Annotated in this window: 15 protein-coding genes; 3 read left to right on the forward strand and 12 right to left on the reverse strand. The window is 36.3% G+C overall.

The features are described 5' to 3' along the window. Positions 1-201: 201 nt before the first annotated feature. The 5 genes from AABJ51_RS06585 to AABJ51_RS06605 all read right to left on the reverse strand — a co-directional run bounded on the left by AABJ51_RS06585 (position 202) and on the right by AABJ51_RS06605 (position 5,131). Positions 202-1,038, reverse strand: coding sequence for an energy transducer TonB (locus AABJ51_RS06585; RefSeq protein ID WP_026627629.1), 837 nt, complete (start codon positions 1,036-1,038; stop codon positions 202-204). A gap of 30 nt (positions 1,039-1,068) precedes the next feature. Further along, positions 1,069-1,719: an ExbD/TolR family protein gene (locus AABJ51_RS06590; protein ID WP_026627630.1), complete on the reverse strand. Its 651-nt coding sequence runs from the start codon at positions 1,717-1,719 to the stop codon at positions 1,069-1,071. Positions 1,720-1,753: 34 nt separating this feature from the next. Continuing rightward, positions 1,754-2,371 carry an ExbD/TolR family protein gene (locus AABJ51_RS06595; protein ID WP_026627631.1) on the reverse strand — a complete coding sequence of 206 codons (618 nt, stop codon included), beginning with the start codon at positions 2,369-2,371 and terminating at the stop codon, positions 1,754-1,756. A 73-nt stretch (positions 2,372-2,444) separates the two neighbouring features. After that, positions 2,445-3,254, reverse strand: coding sequence for a MotA/TolQ/ExbB proton channel family protein (locus tag AABJ51_RS06600; RefSeq protein WP_026627632.1), 810 nt, complete (start codon positions 3,252-3,254; stop codon positions 2,445-2,447). A gap of 491 nt (positions 3,255-3,745) precedes the next feature. Continuing rightward, positions 3,746-5,131: an aspartate kinase gene (locus tag AABJ51_RS06605; RefSeq protein WP_026627633.1), complete on the reverse strand. Its 1,386-nt coding sequence runs from the start codon at positions 5,129-5,131 to the stop codon at positions 3,746-3,748. Positions 5,132-5,484: 353 nt separating this feature from the next. On the opposite strand from AABJ51_RS06605, the gene AABJ51_RS06610 reads away from it, so the two are divergent. Together AABJ51_RS06610 and menA are read left to right on the forward strand one after the other, a co-directional pair. Further along, complete coding sequence (locus AABJ51_RS06610; RefSeq protein ID WP_321577258.1) at positions 5,485-7,935, forward strand: DUF5686 and carboxypeptidase regulatory-like domain-containing protein; 2,451 nt, start codon at positions 5,485-5,487, stop codon at positions 7,933-7,935. 51 nt (positions 7,936-7,986) lie between these two features. Then, positions 7,987-8,892 carry a 1,4-dihydroxy-2-naphthoate octaprenyltransferase gene (gene menA, locus AABJ51_RS06615; protein WP_338374872.1) on the forward strand — a complete coding sequence of 302 codons (906 nt, stop codon included), beginning with the start codon at positions 7,987-7,989 and terminating at the stop codon, positions 8,890-8,892. Between the two features lie 10 nt (positions 8,893-8,902). On the opposite strand, the gene AABJ51_RS06620 is transcribed toward menA, so the two are convergent. From AABJ51_RS06620 to AABJ51_RS06635, 4 genes are all read right to left on the reverse strand, one after another. Further along, positions 8,903-10,267, reverse strand: coding sequence for a DUF3329 domain-containing protein (locus AABJ51_RS06620; protein WP_338374873.1), 1,365 nt, complete (start codon positions 10,265-10,267; stop codon positions 8,903-8,905). 28 nt (positions 10,268-10,295) lie between these two features. After that, a complete protein-coding gene (locus AABJ51_RS06625) occupies positions 10,296-11,684 on the reverse strand; it encodes a DUF3329 domain-containing protein (RefSeq protein ID WP_338374874.1) in 1,389 nt (462 codons plus the stop codon). 118 nt (positions 11,685-11,802) lie between these two features. Further along, positions 11,803-12,372, reverse strand: a complete 570-nt coding sequence (xpt, locus tag AABJ51_RS06630; protein ID WP_026627637.1) for a xanthine phosphoribosyltransferase — start codon at positions 12,370-12,372, stop codon at positions 11,803-11,805. 67 nt (positions 12,373-12,439) lie between these two features. Beyond that, the gene (locus AABJ51_RS06635; protein WP_338374875.1) at positions 12,440-13,804 is read right to left on the reverse strand and encodes a nucleobase:cation symporter-2 family protein; all 1,365 of its coding nucleotides are present in this window, start codon (positions 13,802-13,804) and stop codon (positions 12,440-12,442) included. A gap of 422 nt (positions 13,805-14,226) precedes the next feature. Here AABJ51_RS06635 and AABJ51_RS06640 point away from each other — a divergent pair, with 422 nt between their 5' ends. Further along, a complete protein-coding gene (locus tag AABJ51_RS06640; RefSeq protein ID WP_035332236.1) occupies positions 14,227-14,580 on the forward strand; it encodes a DUF805 domain-containing protein in 354 nt (117 codons plus the stop codon). Positions 14,581-14,680: 100 nt separating this feature from the next. Here AABJ51_RS06640 and AABJ51_RS06645 read toward each other — a convergent pair whose 3' ends face one another. The 3 genes from AABJ51_RS06645 to AABJ51_RS06655 all read right to left on the reverse strand — a co-directional run bounded on the left by AABJ51_RS06645 (position 14,681) and on the right by AABJ51_RS06655 (position 18,199). Then, positions 14,681-16,513, reverse strand: coding sequence for an SLC13 family permease (locus AABJ51_RS06645; protein WP_338375958.1), 1,833 nt, complete (start codon positions 16,511-16,513; stop codon positions 14,681-14,683). Positions 16,514-16,835: 322 nt separating this feature from the next. Next, a complete protein-coding gene (locus AABJ51_RS06650) occupies positions 16,836-17,507 on the reverse strand; it encodes a hypothetical protein (RefSeq protein WP_338374876.1) in 672 nt (223 codons plus the stop codon). An 11-nt stretch (positions 17,508-17,518) separates the two neighbouring features. Continuing rightward, positions 17,519-18,199, reverse strand: a complete 681-nt coding sequence (locus AABJ51_RS06655; RefSeq protein ID WP_338374878.1) for a hypothetical protein — start codon at positions 18,197-18,199, stop codon at positions 17,519-17,521. Positions 18,200-18,768: the final 569 nt, after the last annotated feature.

The following is an 18,768-nucleotide window of genomic DNA, read 5'->3' on the forward strand; positions in this document are numbered from 1 at the left end:
ATATCGAATATTTACTGATGCATTCTCCAAGCTAAAACAAACTGGTTATCTGCCGTTTAAAATGCCTCAATCTATAAAACAACGGTCTTTCGACCTCAATAATGTTTAAAAAGAGGAGTGACATATATAAAAGTATATATCATCAACTCCTCTTTTTACTATTTATATCTCTTTGAGAATAGCATATTACAGCATCTCAAATTATTTCTGTAGTTTAAACAATACAGGAAGCGTATAATATACAGGTACTTTACGTCCATTTTGCATACCTGGAACCCAAGTAGGCATTGATTTTACTACTCTGATAGCTTCTTTATCACAAGAAGGGTCTAACGAACGCAATACTTGTGCATCAGATACTTTACCATCTTTACCTACAACGAAACGAATAACAACACGTCCTTCGATACCGTTTTCTGCGGCAATAGGTGGATATTTAAGATTGTTACCGATGAATTTCATCAATTCCGAATCACCGCCGGGGAACTGAGGCATTTGTTCTACGCTGACAAAAGGCTTTTCGGGCTCTTTTTCTTCCACGATCACTTTATGCTCTTTCAATTCTGCGATATCCACTGCATTTTTATCGTTTGTTCCTTCTACTGTAGCGATAGAAATTTGAATATCTTTCTTTTGATTTAATTCTTCGATAGATTTCATTTCTTTATCTTCATTCACCTTACTGTCTTCGGTAATAACCGGAGGTGTAAACTGAATAGTCGCTTTCAAAGGAGGGGGCGGTGGTGCAGTTTCCTGACGTATGATATTTTCTTCCGGAACCTGTTCCTCTACGTTTGCAATATTAGATAACTCGAAAGCCTCATCAACACCACCCAAATTATCTTTATTTGGTCTAACGGCATCAAGAAAAGCAGGCAAGGCAGCTACTACACCAACAAAGATCACAACAGCAATAAATGCTACAATATGTCTTTTCGATGAAGTCTTACGCAACTGGTAAGCTCCGTAATTTTTATTCTTACCTTCGAATACAATATCACGCCATTCAGAGGAATTCAAATTAATTTCTTTTCCCATTTTTTTATTTTTAAATGTGTGATTGTTTTATTATCGACCGCCTGATTGAGCAGACAATGCACCCTTAGAGTTATAATTCTGGACTAAGAAATTATCTCCATCCGCCATTTCTACGATAGCATATTTACCAATACTGCAAATCTGCATTTCGTCAAGTGCGTCCACCAAGTTTTTGTAAGAAGCTCCATCTGTAGGTTTGATTACTACAACCTGCCCGTCTTTTGCATTTCTTATTTCACTTGATTTCTCTTTAAACACATCTTCTGTTATTTTTTTCTTAGCTCTATCAATCTTAAGCTCTCTCATCTGTGCCACAGCATCTCTGTTACGCTCCAATAAGATATCTCTAAGACCACCGGCTCCATAAGATGTTTCTTTCAAAGATGTGTAATCATTATAATTGGGTTCTCCCATATAATAATAAATTTTGTCATCTTCTCCCAAAATCAAAGTAATAGCTTTAGATGCTTTTACCTGGTTCTTATCGTCCTCGGTCAGATCTTTATCTTTTGTAGGCATAACAATGTCCATAGTCTGAGGTTTGCTCAAAGTTGTACAGAACATAAAGAAAGTAATCAAAAGCATGTTCATATCAACCATCGGTGTAAAGTCTACACGTAGGTTGAGTTTCTGGGGTTGGCCTTTTTTCTGTTCGCCACCACCGGTATTTACTTCTGCCATAGTCTTACGATTTTCTAAAATTAAGTTCTATACATCAAAACCCTTCGGGCATTGCTTTTAGAGTTGTTATCAAACTGTATCTGTTCTCTTTCAGATCTTGCAATGTAGACATCACATTCTTCACCAAAGTATAAGGTGTAGATTGGTCAGCCTTGATTGCTATTGACAAATTTTCATTTACTTCCTTCGCAGTTTTAACCCATACCGCCAATTGATTATTGGCACTCAGGATTGTATCTGTGGGGATACCAAATTGTTTTATCAAAGCATCTTGCTCATCTAAAGGTAGATCCAAAAATGCCGACATACGGCTGATTGGCATACCAATGTGAGTTTGATTAATGAATGAAGCAATTTGTTTCGGAGTAAATTTAATTCCATATTGCTCACCAACACTTTCAAGAACTTTTCTTTTATCTTCAGGTTTATCAAGGTTCATAAAAACCTGCCCCTTCGGATCAATAAGAATAGTCATTACATCGTATTCGGGAATTTTCACTTCCGACACTGAAGCCGGAGTCAAAACCTGTACAGGCTCCTTTGGTACGAAGTTGGCTGTTAGCATGAAGAATGTCAACAAGAGAACAGTAACGTCACTCATCGCGGTCATATCGATGAATGTTTCCTGTTTTTTTGGTTTTACTTTGCTCATTTCTTCTTTTATTTTTCTAATTAGAGTGGAACTTTATTGTTTTTCCACAAATCATTTTGTTAAAAATGATTTTTTATGCTCTTCCGTGTTTAGATACGTAAGTTTGTCCGATAGCGAAAGCTATTTCGTTAACCGCATCAGTAGTGTCTTTCACACGACCTTGGAAGTAGTTATAGAAAATGATTGAAAGAGCACCAGTACCGATACCCATTGCTGTATTCATAAGTGCTTCAGAGATACCGACAGCAAGAGCTGTTGAGTCAGGAGCACCTTCTTGTCCCATCGCAGCAAATGATTTGATCATACCAAGTACAGTTCCGAACAGACCGAATAGTGTACCTAAAGTAGAGATTGTTGCAATGATAGAAAGATTTTGTTCTAGGTAAGGTAATTCTAATGTTGTAGCATCTTCAATTTCGTGTTGAATGATTTCAGCTTTTTCATCATTGTTCATATCTGTATAGCTTTCTACATCTTGATATCTAACAAGACCAGCTTTTAGGATATTAGCAACAGAACCTTTTTGTGCATCACACAATTTTTCAGCTCCAGCAATATCACCAGCTTCAAGCTTAGCTTTAGCTTCTGCTACGAATTTAGGGATACTGCCTTTTCCTGCAGCTCTGTTCAAAGCAAAAAATCTTTCAACTGACAAGCTGATTGTAGTCAAAAGAAGAGTGATAACGATAGGAATTACATATCCTCCTTGGAATAATGTTGCGAAATAGTTACCTGGGTGTGGATGTCCTTTTTCGTCGAATCCTGAAGGATCACCGCATACGAAAAAGAAAAAACAGAAGGCTACAATAGCACAACCTATGATCACCAATCCTGCTGATACTCCTTTAGATCTTGCTTTTGCTTTTTGTGGTTTAGTTTCCATAATAGTAATAAATAAATTTGTTTTAATTAATAGTAATATTCAATTGTTTTTATTTATAATAAATATAAGTCTTGAATTTCATTTTATTGGTCAAATTGACATGTCTGCTTTATATTCAGCACAAATATATAAATTGATTTATTGAATACAATCATTTATTGTAAAAAAGCATATCCTAAAGTCGATTTTATGGCAGGAACAAAGAACTCGCCTGTGATATATATACTCAAAAACGAGATAAAAACACAAGCTAAACATTCTTTTTTCTTACCGAAAACGTTTTTCTCTTTCACTACTAAATATGAGCTATGCAAAACGACTAATTAAACAATATAATAAATGTATCTCTCAAATTCTCTTCAAAAAACTCAAACTACTTTACTACAAAAATAGCAGATATATTTGTTATGACAACAATCGTTGTCCAATTCTTCATAAAATTAACAAAATATTGCAAGCTTTTAATATTAAAAAGAATCTTTTAGGCTATTTCATTTATGAAGACACAATGCCTCATTCAAAGCAATCACAGCTTTATTATAATCAGCACGGCTAATTACAAACTGCATATTTACCTGACGCAGAGACTGTCCGAAACTCTCTATATTAATATTTTCTTCATACAACGCTTTGGCTGCTTTATATAAGAATCCGGGCATTGCGATATTTGTACCCATCACACAAATTATAGCGACAGGAACGACTCTCACCTGATAAAAATTTTCTTTGAGATTCTCTATCAATTCCTTTGATTTCGATTTATCCCATACAACCATTGTTATGGAGTTGGCATTGGTTGATTTTAGAATATAACTTACACCATATTTCGCAAAATGAGTCATAATACGCAAGTCAAAACCAACCTCACCGACCATCATCGGATCATGAATCTCAATGGCTACAACTTTTGTTGTACCGGATACAATCTCCACTTTAGCTTCGGGTGATACATATTCACGGGTAATCAATGTACCGGGATGCTCCGGTTCAAAAGTATTCTTGATCCGTATATTTATCCCTGCTAACTCGAGGGGTTTAGCGGCCTTGGGATGTATCGCTTCCATGCCTATATCGGCTAACTGATCTGCAATAATATAATTACTATACCCTACAGGCACAGCCTTATCAACGCCCACAATCCCGGGATCGGCACTCGACAAATGGTATTCTTTATGAATAATAGCTTCGACTGCTTTTACCTGTACTGCTATTTTACTGAATGTCACTTCGGTATATCCCCGGTCAAAGGCTCTCATAATACCCTCTGTTCCTTTGGTATAACCCGTTGCAACACATAGCACCTTTTCAAAATCTATCTTATCGAAAGCTTTAGCAATACGTTCATCGATTGTATATGGCAGTGAGTCGTTAAATCCGCAAAGATCAATAAAACGAGCTGTGATACCATTATTATTCAATATATTAACAGAGTTCCATGCAGAATGAGCCTCTCCGACCGATGCTAATATTTCTCTGGCAGCCAAACAGATATCTTCTGTATTAACGTAACCTGATGCCATCACTTTGCTTAAACTGAAAAGCATCATCTTAGCCTGCTTGATACGATATTCTATAAACTCTTTGGCTTCATGCAGATTCAGCCCTATTTCTTCATAGTTTTTATTTATGCTGACAAGTCTTTGTCCAAGACTGTCTAAGGCTATACTATAATCTTCGTTTTTCAAAAATTGTACGTATACACCGGGTTCTCCCGTTTTTTTATGCTCCAGCAGCCAATTAGTCACATTGTTGTATGCCGATACTACAAATATGCGGTTATACATCTCATCCGGAGTACGTTTCCCTATAATTACATTATTCAAAACATCTTTAAACTGGGACATTGATGTGCCCCCAATTTTTTCGACTGTAAGCATTTTTTAGTTTTAACTATTAATAAAATGTAAGTCCGAAACACCCGATTCTTTTCTTTAGAAAGACATTTAAGACCAACAAACTAAACATCAGGCTGACACCTTTATTTCTATTCGCAAAATTAGCAATAAAATATCCCCATCAAAGACATATGTCAATAAATTTAACCTCTTAGACCTTTTTATTTACTTAACAGAGTACCATACGACACATTGTCATTTTATTTTCAATCAAATCTCCAAAACTTACTTTTTGTTAAATAAAAAGCTCAATCCATTTCAATTCTCTTTTTTATATATATATTAGAAATCAATTACACGACACCACTACAAGTAAATACATAAAAACAACATAGATGAAACAACTGCTAATTTCAACTACATTAATCATTTTCAATCTTTTGAATATTCAAGCACAAGGTATTATCACCGGAAAAATAACAGACAGTAAAAACCAGCCATTGTATGGCAGCAATATATACATACAAGAAACCAAACAAGGAATCATCTGTAACGAAAACGGTAAATATCAAACACATCTACCCAAAGGAAGCTATACCTTCGAATTCAGATGTCTGGGATATAAAAGCGTAACGAAAAAAGTTACATTAGCAACACAACCTGTAGTACTAAATATAGCATTAGACGAGGTTCCCTTCATCCTCAAAGAGGTGACTGTTACAAATAAAGAAGACCCTGCATACGCAATTATTCGCAAGGCAATAAGTCAAGCCCCGTTTTATTTGAATGCAGCCAAAGGATATACAGCCGAAGCATATATAAAAGCAAACATGGAACTCGAAAAAATTTCGGCATTAGTAAACAAACTTTCATCAGACAAGGGTATGAAGATGTCCGATTTCCAGAACCAAGTATTCGTTCAAGAGTCATATAATGAAATTAAATATATCGCACCGGATAAATACACACAAACAATCAAGGCTTTTTCGAGTACGATACCTGAAAATTACGATTCGAAGGAAACTTTCGGAATAATGAGTGCATCCATCTATTCACCTCTATATAATGGTTGTATCTCACCTCTTAATCCTAAATCATTTTCATATTACAAATTTAAATATGAAGGATTTATCGAAGAAAATGGAATAACGATAAATAAAATAAAAGTAGAAAGCAAACTAAACGATCCTCAATTACTTAACGGCTATATTTATATAGCCGACAATACATGGCATGTTACTTACACGAATATAGAAATGAATATGATGGGCGGATCTCAACAGTTTGAGGTTGCATATAAAGAAGTAGGCTCAAATATCTATTTGCCCATAACATATTCCAATTTTATCAAGATAAATATATTAGGTATAAAGGGTTATCTCAACTACTATTCATCACTCAAATATTCGGATATTCTGCCCAATAAGGATATCAACGAAACGAGTCTGAAAAACAAAAAATCGAAAAAACGTAATTTCGAATTAAAAACAGACCCATTATATGTAAGAATATCTGATACCCTTGCCACCAAACGCAACCAGAATTATTGGGACAAGATCCGGTCAGTTCCTCTCGACAGCCTCGAACTGATCAGTTATCAGCGAAAAGATTCTATCAAACAATTTGTGGACTCAATAAGAGAAAAGAACCGAAAAGATAACTACTCCTCCGATAATCTTTTATTTGGCGGACAGATCGGTCGAGACTCTTCACTCATAACGATAGACTATAAAGGATTAATTTACGCCCTGCATGACTACAATTTCGTCGATGGGTTTAGTCTTGGTCAAGCCTTTACGATCAATTATAAACCAGATAGAAAGCACTCGGCGTTCACCTTTTCTCCATATATATATTATACTACGGCACGCAAACAATTGATATACGGCAGTAAGTTAAATATCAGCTATATGCCTAAACAAAGGGGCAATTTCAAACTGGAAGGAGGGTCTGATTCGAAGGATTTCAATCCGAATGGCATAACCCGTCTAGATAATATATTAAGTAGTATTTTTACACGCAGTAACAAAAGTTTCTTCTACCGAAACGACTTTATTGCGGTAAATAATAATATAGATATAGCCAACGGACTGAAATTGTCAACCGGAATAGAAATAGCCAAACGAACAGGATTATCGAATAATACAGACTGGGCTATTTGGGGCAGTAAAGATAAAATTCATGAAAACCCATTTTCCGGCGAACGTTTTGATAAAACGTCCTACTCTATAGGGCTCAGTTATGCCCCTTATGCTTATTACTCTATCCATAATCAGAAAAAAATATATAGAAAAGTGACTTCTCCTGTATTTTCGATCAATTATACTGAGGGCTTTTCGGGTTGGCAGACTAATAACTCACGATTCAGAAAATTAAACGGAAGCATAGTACAAGACATCAAACTGAGCTATTTCAGCAATCTGGATTATACATTAAATGGCGGAGGATTTCTTGGTAACACTCAAAAGGTTCATTATACAGATTTCGAGCATTTCAATACATCTGATGTGATGATATCTGGAAAAACTCCCTATCAATCTTATATGCTCCTCGACAATTACAAATACTCCACCAACAGGTACTGGATCGGAGGACATATCAATTACAGAAGTAAATATATATTACTCAAGAGACTTCCATTTTTACAAGGTATTCCCGTAAGTGAAGCTCTGCATGTCAAAGCTTTATACACACCCGGTCTGAAGCTGTACAATGAAGCGGGTTATTCAATCAATATACTGGGTATGATCGGGATAGGCGGATTTGCATCTTTTAGCAAAGGGAAATACGAAAGCTGCGGATTCAGACTTACATACAATTTACAGGAAATAGCTGCATTCAAATAGTTTGACTTCTCGCTTAAAAACTTTTACTTTGTATAAAATTTCACAGGAAAAATGGCCTCTATAAAAACTTGGATTTCAGCCCTCCGCCCAAGAACATTGTTTCTTGCCGTAGCGACTACTATTTGCGGAAATGCAATTGCATACACCACCGGATATTTCAGCACAAATGTATGCGTTCTGACAATGTTAACCGCAACATTATTGCAACTCCTATCCAATCTTGCAAATGATCTGGGTGATTTCCAACATGGAACAGACATCACCGGCGGACGTGTAGGCCCGACAAGAACAGTACAAAGCGGAGCCATCACTCCTTCTCAAATGAAAAAAGCCATTGTTATCGCCATTATATTATCTGGAATAGTAGGTACATACCTCATATATATAGCTTCGCAATTTATGCCGGCAATATACATTTTGGCGTTTTTCATTCTGGGAGGAGCGTCAATTGTTGCCGCTATAAAATATACAGCTGGAGATAATCCATACGGATATAAAGGACTAGGGGACATATTTTCGTTTATCTTCTTCGGCCTTGTGGCTACTGTCGGTACATTTTATCTGAATGTGCACCACCTCACATTCCAGCCGTGGCTACCGGCTATCGGGATGGGACTATTTACTGCTGCTGTTCTAAATATTAATAATATGCGTGATATGGAGAATGATTTAGTTTCGAGGAAATTGACTCTGGCTATCCGCTTCGGACGAAAAGGCTCCCGAATATATCACTCTACATTAACAATCATCGGAGTTCTATGCTTTATCATTTACAGCTGCCTGTACAGCCAACAATGGTATCAATACCTATATATGGTGTTCTTCATTCCTTTCTTTCTTATTCTGGGGAAAATATTATCTACGAAAAGAGATGCCGAATTAGACCCTTATTTAAAGTACACGTCTATGTCTGCTTTCGTTCTGGCGGTAGCATTTGCTGTAACAATAAATCTGTAACAAAAAGATATTACCAATGAGGGCTTTTTTCGAGTCTTATCGAATTTATATTGTAATATTTAGCAAAATACACATTATAAAAATTCAAGCTATCTGTTGTTAGAACCTCTTTATCGGGTAACATGGTTTCCTTCTCTGTGAAGACAATATCCAGAATACCCTTTTCTTTTTGCTCCTGAATAAGGTTTTCTCTGACTTTGGAGATATCCGAGAATTTGACAAGCTCTGTATATTCCCGATTAAATGCAAAAAAGAATAACACACAGACAGATAAAACCGTTAGAATCTTTACAACTTTTACAAGCGTATTTTTATTCGGAATATTGGCAAACAAGATACCAATAGCGATCAGAGCGTATATAACAACACCAAACATGGCTCTCCCGGGAAAAGTCGGCGTTGGAAATAAAACGCAATAGGAAATTATCGATGCACTCATAAAAGCCAACGAAGCATACAATGGCTTCCTGTAATTGACTTGCAGCTGACTTTTATTTTTCCAATAGAAAAAAGTAAATAGGACAAATATAGCTAAATACAGAAGAATACTAGCAAGCCCTCCTTGAAGCAAGTTATACAAACGTATTTTAAATAACTTAAAAGCCGAAACCTCATCTAATCCTAAATTATGAGATACGCCGGCAGAGCGAATATAATTACCGGGAGCAAGAATCATAATCAAATAGCCGATGCAAGCACCAATCAAGCCTGTTATAATCCAAACAGGAATCTCTTTCTTGGTTATTTTCAGATACACGAGCAATGCTATGATCATTAATATCATGGAAAAAGCGGTATTTTCATTTGTCCATCCCGCTATAATACCTGCAAAAAACATTCCAATACTGCGAATCCATGAATTATTTACCTTTCCATTAAGAAAATAAGTATAGAACGGATAGATAAAGAATAGGATAATAAGCGTCCCCCAAGTATAATTGACACTACCTGTTATCCACAAAACAGTCTCCGAAAAAATCGGTAAGGTAAACACCAGTACCATATTTATAAGCAGGAACAACAAGGGCTTTACTTCGTTTCCCTTATTTATAAACACATATATAAGAAGAGATAAAGCCAGATAAGCAATACTATTAAGAACATTTGCGACACCATCTCCTAATAACAACAAGGACTGGAGAATAAAATGCACAACGCAGCGTCCTCCCCATACGTGATATTGACTATATTGAGTTTCGAAAATATCATAAATATTCGAGACTTTGCGTGTCAGCCCTTTTCCTATCTCTGAAACAAATGTAAAGCCTATATCATCTGCAAAAACCGGAAATAAAACATTTAAATGATAAATTATAGCCAAGACCAAAAGAATAAGTCCGGCAAAAAATATATTGACTATACTTTTTTCTTTCATAAGCATAAACAGATATAAAAAACTATCCCTATTCTTGAATGTATACAATGGAATCCAGATCAAAATATTCCAGATAGCATTGATTCTGCCAACTGCCGGCATTCGGCGTTACGTCCAGATCAATAGAAAACACTCCGCGAACATCAATATGTTCCTTTATTTTAATATTGCGGTTACCTTCAGCCTTTTCCGTACGAATATAGTTTATTCTGCTATTCAGTTGATCCGAAAAGACCGAAACACTATCATATCTGCTTTTATAAGCAACCAGCAAGGTACATGAAAGAACAAACACTAATCCTATCATTATCTTTTCGACAATAGCCTGGAAGCGGATATTAGCAAACAAAATACCGAAGGCTATGAAAATATACATCAAGATTCCGAACCAAACAGTAGGCGGAAAAGCCGGAGAAGCAATCATCGCTATGAGAGCAACATTCGCAGAAACAAAAAACAATAAAGAAAGCAGCAATATTTTTTTGTTATACCTTTTAGTCTTCGTGTACAGTATAACTAAACCCAGATAACAAGCATAAGTTATAATATAATACAGGATATTCCCTTTTAAAAGATCATATAATCTCCAAATAAAGACCGATAACGAAAATGAGGACTCTATGGTATGCACACCCATAACCTGCTCGGTTCTTATATAGTTCCCAGGAGCCAGCACCATAAAAACAAAACCGATAACAGCTCCAATAATTCCCCATAAAGACCAGAAAGGAATAGGACGTCTGGATATTTTCCAGCAAATAAGAAACGAAAATAATAAAAAGATCATAGCAGCCGAAGTATTCTCATTTGTCCATCCGGCAATAATACCCGCTACGAAAAACAGAGCAGACTTAAAATAAGAAGACTTTTTCGATATTTTATTATCCGATAAAAAATAAGCACAATATGGGTAAATAAAGAGCAAGCGAATAGCAGCACCCCATAAATAATTGGCACTACCGACAATCCATGTAGTCGAAAATAAATAAACAGGAGTAAAAAACCAAACTGCTGCGTTTATAAATATAAAAAGTATAACATTCGTCCGGTTAAAATAATTACATGTCTTATAGAGCAGAAATACATATGCGGTATATACCAGACTATTCAGAATATCCATCACCCATTCATTCTGCATCAATAACCACTGTGCGATAAAATGGACAACACTCCTCCCTCCCCACATAAAATAATGATTGTACTGGGAACGGATAATATCCGACATGGAAGATATTCTTTTAGCCGGATTTTCGCCATAGACAAAAGAGTATGTCCAATCGTCAAGGCAAAGAGGATATTTTCGGTTTAAGAGAAATATCAATATAAAACATACTGCTGTAACTAAGCCAAAAACAATCGTTTTCAGCTTAGGCACAAGTTGCCCTCCAAAGCTATTTCTATTTTGAACATCCCCCATTCAATTACTGTAAATTGAGCAATATTAAGGTCTCAGACCTTTTTATTTTACACATAAACACAACAGCAAAAAACAGTTACCATTCTAGGTACATTATAAATGCTTTTGCAAATTACTATCACTCTTCAAATTCGATTTTATTATTTCCTAATCCTTTTATCCGCACCAAAGATTCTACATGGATATTGAGATCTCTTAAACGTTTTCCTCCTTCCTGAAAACTTTTCTCTATAATGAATCCCATACCAGCTAGTTTTGCTCCTGATTTATCAATCAAGTCTTTTACACCTATAGCCGCATGCCCGTTAGCAAGGAAATCATCAATAAAAACAACAGTATCATTCGGAGTCAAAAAGTCGCTGCTCACGCAAACATCGTAAGTTGTATCCTTGGTAAAAGAATATACTTTAGTAGTAATCATATTCCCCATAGTTTTAGGCTTCGCTTTCTTCACAAAAACCACAGGTAATTCCAATAAATATCCTAACATAATAGCCGGAGCTATACCACTAGCCTCTATTGTTACTACTTTATTTATAGGTAAATTGCCAAAACGACGGACAAACTCTACTCCTATCGATTTCATCAAAATAGGATCCATTTGATGATTGATGAAGCTATCCACTTTTAAGATTCCTCCATCGAAACTTTTTCCGTCTTTTAAAATTCTGTCTTTAAGCAATTTCATAACTGTAGAATATATAATGAAATAATATGTTCCATAAACACTAATATAAAATCTATTGTTTTCAGTTTTATTCTTTAATCCTGATAACAACATTGGCTATGATAGCAACCAAACCTCCGGTAGTAATGCCTGATGAGAAAATTCCTTTTACCCATGCCGGCATCTGTGCTAGAATATCCGGAGCCAACTCCACCCCTAATCCGCAAGCAAAGCTAACTGCAAGAACCAATATCGCTTTACGATCTATCTCCTGAGATGCTATAATGCGTACACCAGACGCGGCAACTGTCCCAAACATCAGTAAAGTAGCTCCACCCAAAACAGGTTCGGGCATAATAGAGAAAATACCTCCGATAAAAGGAAACGCACTTAATATAACCAAAAAAGCAGCAATATAATAGCCGACATAACGACTTGCTACGCCTGTAAGTTGTATCAATCCATTATTCTGTGCAAATATTGAGTTCGGAAAAGAATTGAAAATTCCGGCAACAATAGAGTTAAAGCCATCAGCTAAAACACCTCCCTGTACTCGTTTTACAAATTTTTCGCCTTTGATCGGTTCTCCCCCGATCATCGAATTAGCAGTGATATCTCCCATAGCTTCAATAGATGTTATGAAATAAATCAGCGCAATTGCAATAAATGCAGAAAGATTAAAATCCAATCCATATTTAAAAGGAGTGGGAATATTAATTGCTCCTAAATTTCCTAATTGAGAGAAATCGATCAATCCCTGAAAATAAGCGACAAGATACCCCAGAATAAGCCCAAGTACAATGGAGCACATCCTGATATATTTATTACGGAAGCTGTTGAATATCAAAATCGAAACCAAGACAATGGCCGCCAGACCCAAATTGCGGTAACTTCCGAATGTTCCGTTTTCCATAGCTGAAAAGCCGCCACCGCATGCTGTTATGCCAACTTTGATCAGGCTCAACCCTATCATTGTCACAACAATTCCCGACACCAAAGGTGTAATCACCTTTTGGGTATATTTTAGCAAACGGCTGACAATCATTTCCACCGGTGCAGCAGCAATACAAATTCCGAAGATAGCAGGCAAAGCGACTAATCCCATACCATGAAAACTGGCAGTAAGTGCCCCTATAAAAGAAAAGCTTGTCCCTTGAATACAGAGCAAGCCACAACCTATAGGTCCAAAACGCCGACATTGAATAAATGTAGAGATTCCCGAAGCCAGAAGTGCCATTGACACCAAAAATCCGGTTGTCTCTTTATCGAGTCCGAGACTGGCTGCTATTATAAGCGGCGGAGTTATTATTGCCACAAATATGGCCAGAAGGTGCTGAAAAGCAACAAACAATGCTTCTTTAAATGGAGGTCGGTCTTCGATCTGATAGATTAGATCGGTTTTCTTGATAGGCAGAATGGTCTCATCCAATACCTCTTCGGGGCTTACAGACATAAAAATAAGTAAGAGATAGTTTTTAAATAATACATATAAGCAACAGCAGACATTCGATCTTGTATGGTTCTTTATGTTGCTGCATACTGACTATAGCAATAAAAAGGTCTAAGACCTTAAAACTAATAACTGCCTAGATTTCCTTTGGTTACAAAAGCAAAAAAAGGTCTGAGACCTCAAAAGTTTGCCAAAGTTACATAAAATAATCAAAAAAGGCACAACAATCTCTTATTATGTCATCTACAGATTACATTTAAAGAATGCTATGTTTCAGATTATAAGTACTACATTTTAAATTCATCAATAACTGATCTTTTGCTCTTATTTTGAAAAAATTTGTATAGTTCAATTGATACACTATCTTTGCATTTTTCGAATGCTTATAAATAAATTTTATTATAAACAAAGTTAATCAACAAATTATGAACGAAATTATTGGGAATTTTCTAGACATTGTAAAAAACAAGTATATCAAATTTGATGGTCGTGCACGTAGAAAAGAATATTGGTACTTCTTTTTAGTAAACCTGATAGCAAGTATTATTCTAGGAATTATAGATATGATCATAGGTATGCAGATACTTGGTTCTATCTGGAGTTTGGCTCTTTTGCTTCCCGGTATTGCAGTATCAATACGCAGAATGCATGATGTAGGCAAAAGCGGTTGGTTTATTTTAATACCAATTTATAATCTTATATTGGCTCTGACAGAAGGTGAAAGACATGACAATCAATATGGTCCTGATCCCAAAAAAGATGAACTGAAGGTAAACTAAGGTCTGTGACATATTTACTGTTATAAAAATATAAAAAGCCAATAGAGTTATTATCTATTGGCTTTTTTATTTAGTCTATCGTTCTTATACAATCACAACTTTAAAACGGAAATAATAAGGGCAACACCAATATCATTACTATACCCATAATTATCTGTAATGGTAACCCCACTTTTATATAATCTATAAATTTATATCGTCCGGCAGACATCACCAATGCATTAGGCGGAGTTGAAAACGGAGAAGCAAAACACATACTGGCAGCTACCGCAACAGCAAACATAAACGGATAAGGACTAACTCCCATATTAGCGGCCGCCTGAATACCGATAGGTGCAAACAGCAGAGCCGTAGCACTGTTACTAATAAACATGGTGAGTATAGATGTCCCGAAATACACTCCGGCTAACAAAGCATACGGACCATAACTGCCTAATCCTCCAACCAACGTATCAGAAATAAGGGCAGCAGCACCTGTCTTCTCAAAAGCAACTGCCATAGGCATCATACCTGCAATAAGAACTACACTTTCCCAATTGATATTTTTATAAGCCTCCTCTACATTTCGCAAACAACCTGTAATCACCATCAACACTGCTGCAGACATTACCGCTATAACAGGAGCTACTATATTTGTTACCATAGCAATAACCATCAAAGCCATAATTACAGCTGCCACAGGTGCTTTATGATTGATCGTTACTTTAGCAGCCTCTTTCAAGGGTTGCCCGACGAGTACCAGATCTTCCTGACGATCGCCCAGATTGGCAATATCAGTCCATGTACCTTGTATGAGAAGAGCATCCCCCGAATGTAATTTTTCGTTCTGAAGATCACTCATTTTATATTCATTCTTCCTCTGAATTCCAAGAATATTCACATTAAACTCATCCCTGAAGTGAGCATCGATGATAGTTCGGTTTACCAACTTCGAGTTAGGCATTATAAATACCTCAGCTATACCAATTTCCTGAAAGTCAAAAATATCAGTTCCTTTCTCTACATCTTCCAGTACCGAAAAGTTGTTCTCGTCAATAAATCGGCTTATGTTGCTTTTCTTTCCGTAGCATACCAACACATCACCCTTCTCTATTGTTGTATTAGGACCGGCAACCACTTCACTCGTATTTTTTCTGAAACGTCCTCCCCCAACTATCTTCTCTACAGTTACAATACTTATATTGTATCGGTTTGGAATCTGTAATTCACGCAAAGTCTTCCCTATCATATCCGAATCATCCGATATTGAAATATGCGTAAGTTTATGCAACTGATACTCATGAGTAAGATCAGTAAGTGATTTTCCCGATTTTTTATCATTATTCTCTTTGCCGTCTTCATCTGATAAAAAGAATTTACTCAAAAAATACAAAACAACTATCCCTACAGCCAGACATACTAAACCCACGGGAGTAAAAGAGAAAAATGACAGTGCTTCAAATCCGTTTTTTTCCAGTTCATTACTTACAATCATATTCGGAGGTGTAGCAATCAGCGTAAGAATGCCCATACTGCTTGCAAATGCCAATGGCATGAGAAACCGCTTGGGACTTACTTTTGCACTTACAGCAATACTGACTACAATTGGCATCATTACTGCTACCGTACCCGTATTACTAACAAAAGCTCCGATAGATGCTGTTACAAGCATAACCAGCACAAAGAGCCTTATCTCGCTCTCTCCGGCCAGCCTTAATATTTTAGAACTGATCAGTTTTGCCAATCCGGTACGAAAGATACCTCCTCCGACAACAAACAATCCGATCATCATTATCACAACCGGATTAGAGAATCCCGACAAGGCTTCGGACGGTAATAATATACCCGTTACAACCAAGGCCAACAAGGCACAAATTGCAACTAAATCTGCACGGACTTTCCCCTGCATAAAGAAAATCGATGACACCAATAATATTATTAATGTGATATTCATCGGAGTAAAAAGCTGCATCAATGACATAAGTTAAAGTTGATTAAGTAAGGCATATATTTAAAATACACTGCTGATAATTCCTATAATACCTAAAAAAAATAATAGAACTGATTTCTATTTTTACGTGTAACACAAAGATAAAAACTTTAGTGAGTCTTGAAACAGCATGACATCCTTTTTTCGAATATTCTATTTTACTTTTCAGTTATTCTTTATTTTAATAACAATTATTAAGGGATTGATTATTCTTATAGAAAAAACAAACAGGGAACTTCTATTATAAAAATAGCAGCTCCCTGATCCATAAAATAACAAGGCCTGTTTAAAGAGCGATAATCTCAATACCCAAAGTAGGAATATAGGATGCACCTCCTTGCCAGGCTAGCCCTTTAGCAGTTAAAACCTCTCCGGCAAAAAGCAATAATGTTCCCGAACAGGACACTCCATAAGTGTTTACATTATTAGAACTTGATATCAAGTAACTATTTCGCATATTCGACCATAAAGAAACACCATTGTATGTAGTTCCTCCATCCAGAGTCGGATTTACCCATTTATTAGTATAAGCATTCGTTGTATTATTATCATCCAGATAAATGGTTATCAAATAAATACCTGTATTAGGTATCGTAAATTGACGATTAGCATCCCACGTCAAAGCTGTTTGCTTCATATCCCGCCATGTTCCGACTCCTTGTAAATTACTCATTAATGTGCGACCTATACCTTCCGTTCCATCAGTTAATTTAAGACCTGATTTTATATTTCCGGTATTTATCTCTAATCTTACGGCCGGAACAGCTCCAATGCCGACATATCCGTCTGAAGAAACAATAAAGTCATTTAATATCTGACTGTTAGAAACAACTATTTGATTATCGTTTTTTCCATCAATATGAAATATCCCTAAAGGATTCTGAGTATTGATTCCAACTTGAGATTGGCATATGTTTATGGAGAAGTAAACTGTTATAAATAAAAAAATATTTCTCATTATATAATAGATTAAAGAGGTATAATTTCGACACCTAAGATTCTAGTGCCGCTTCCATTCCAAGCTAAAGCCCCGGGTCTCAACCTTTCTCCTGCCAGAAGATACAACGTACCAGAGCAAGATACGCCATAATTAGTCTGTGAATTAGCATTTGATATTAAATAATTATTACGAGTAATCGACCATAAAGCAACACCATTAAATAAAACGCCATTATCTAAAGTTGGATTTACCCACTTATTAGTATAAGCATTTGTCGTATTATTATCATCCAGATAAAGAGTAATGAGATAAATTCCGGCATAAGGGATTGTAAATACATGACTGGCATCCCACGTCAGAGCTGCATCCTGCTTGGCTTGCCACTTTGCAACACCATGTGCATCAGACACCAATGTTCTCCCCTCTCCCTCATTCCCATCTACTAATTTAAATCCGGGGATAATATTTGCAGGTGTTCCGCCCGTATTTATCTCGAGTTTCACACTCGGAGTTATGGTTCCAATACCGACATCTCCATCCGATGTTACGATAAAATCATTCAGCAGTTGGTCTGTGGTCGGAACAGACAGATTATCTTTCTTTCCATCGATATGAAATGTTCCTAAGGGAGTATTTGTATTAACCCCTACTTGAGCCTTAATAACACCGACAGAGAATATCCCTATCAATAATAAAATTTTCTTTTTCATTGTTGTTGTTCTTTAGGTCACTGACCTTCTTGTTGTTTATATTCTGAGTAATTATTTTTATCCGATTAGTTGTCGAAACATGAGGTTGCCATCCATCTTCGGTAATGATAGCTGTTGACGAATAACTGTTGACGGAAACAAACATCAAGGTGCAATCTCTGCACCCCGATGCATATGATAGTTGGCTTACTGGCAATTCTTTACATTGTCCGGTATTTGAACGACAACGATATAACAACTCTACCCGACACTGTATGCCAAGCCAACTTATTTTGAAATTGGTATATAGGTTTTTGTAATCAATTAAGAATGACACAAATAAGCAAGATACTCCGACTCTCCATAACAAGAAGGAAACAGGCTGTTCTCGTAAGGGATATTTATAATTTGCCCGTATTTGTGAGCACTGGTGAAGAATAGATACGACAAAACCCGAAGCATAAAAAAACACTCCGTCATTTTGACACAATAGAAATTTTGTTTTGATTATTACGCTAGATGCGTCTCTCTCTCTCTCTCTCTCTCTCTCTCTCTCTCTAATATTTCACACGACACAGCCAAACCCGAAT

The sequence above is a fragment of the Indolivaga capnocytophagoides genome, from assembly GCF_036511535.1.
In the GTDB taxonomy this organism is placed as follows: Bacteria; Bacteroidota; Bacteroidia; order Bacteroidales; family Dysgonomonadaceae; genus Dysgonomonas_A; species Dysgonomonas_A capnocytophagoides.

Coding starts and splice junctions, on each gene's coding strand:
- AABJ51_RS06585 (WP_026627629.1), bottom strand. CDS start 1,038: ATGGGAAAAGAAATTAATTTGAATTCCTCTGAATGGCGTGATATTGTA.
- AABJ51_RS06590 (WP_026627630.1), bottom strand. CDS start 1,719: ATGGCAGAAGTAAATACCGGTGGTGGCGAACAGAAAAAAGGCCAACCC.
- AABJ51_RS06595 (WP_026627631.1), bottom strand. CDS start 2,371: ATGAGCAAAGTAAAACCAAAAAAACAGGAAACATTCATCGATATGACC.
- AABJ51_RS06600 (WP_026627632.1), bottom strand. CDS start 3,254: ATGGAAACTAAACCACAAAAAGCAAAAGCAAGATCTAAAGGAGTATCA.
- AABJ51_RS06605 (WP_026627633.1), bottom strand. CDS start 5,131: ATGCTTACAGTCGAAAAAATTGGGGGCACATCAATGTCCCAGTTTAAA.
- AABJ51_RS06610 (WP_321577258.1), top strand. CDS start 5,485: ATGAAACAACTGCTAATTTCAACTACATTAATCATTTTCAATCTTTTG.
- menA (WP_338374872.1), top strand. CDS start 7,987: ATGGCCTCTATAAAAACTTGGATTTCAGCCCTCCGCCCAAGAACATTG.
- AABJ51_RS06620 (WP_338374873.1), bottom strand. CDS start 10,267: ATGAAAGAAAAAAGTATAGTCAATATATTTTTTGCCGGACTTATTCTT.
- AABJ51_RS06625 (WP_338374874.1), bottom strand. CDS start 11,684: ATGGGGGATGTTCAAAATAGAAATAGCTTTGGAGGGCAACTTGTGCCT.
- xpt (WP_026627637.1), bottom strand. CDS start 12,372: ATGAAATTGCTTAAAGACAGAATTTTAAAAGACGGAAAAAGTTTCGAT.
- AABJ51_RS06635 (WP_338374875.1), bottom strand. CDS start 13,804: ATGTCTGTAAGCCCCGAAGAGGTATTGGATGAGACCATTCTGCCTATC.
- AABJ51_RS06640 (WP_035332236.1), top strand. CDS start 14,227: ATGAACGAAATTATTGGGAATTTTCTAGACATTGTAAAAAACAAGTAT.
- AABJ51_RS06645 (WP_338375958.1), bottom strand. CDS start 16,513: ATGAATATCACATTAATAATATTATTGGTGTCATCGATTTTCTTTATG.
- AABJ51_RS06650 (WP_338374876.1), bottom strand. CDS start 17,507: ATGAGAAATATTTTTTTATTTATAACAGTTTACTTCTCCATAAACATA.
- AABJ51_RS06655 (WP_338374878.1), bottom strand. CDS start 18,199: ATGAAAAAGAAAATTTTATTATTGATAGGGATATTCTCTGTCGGTGTT.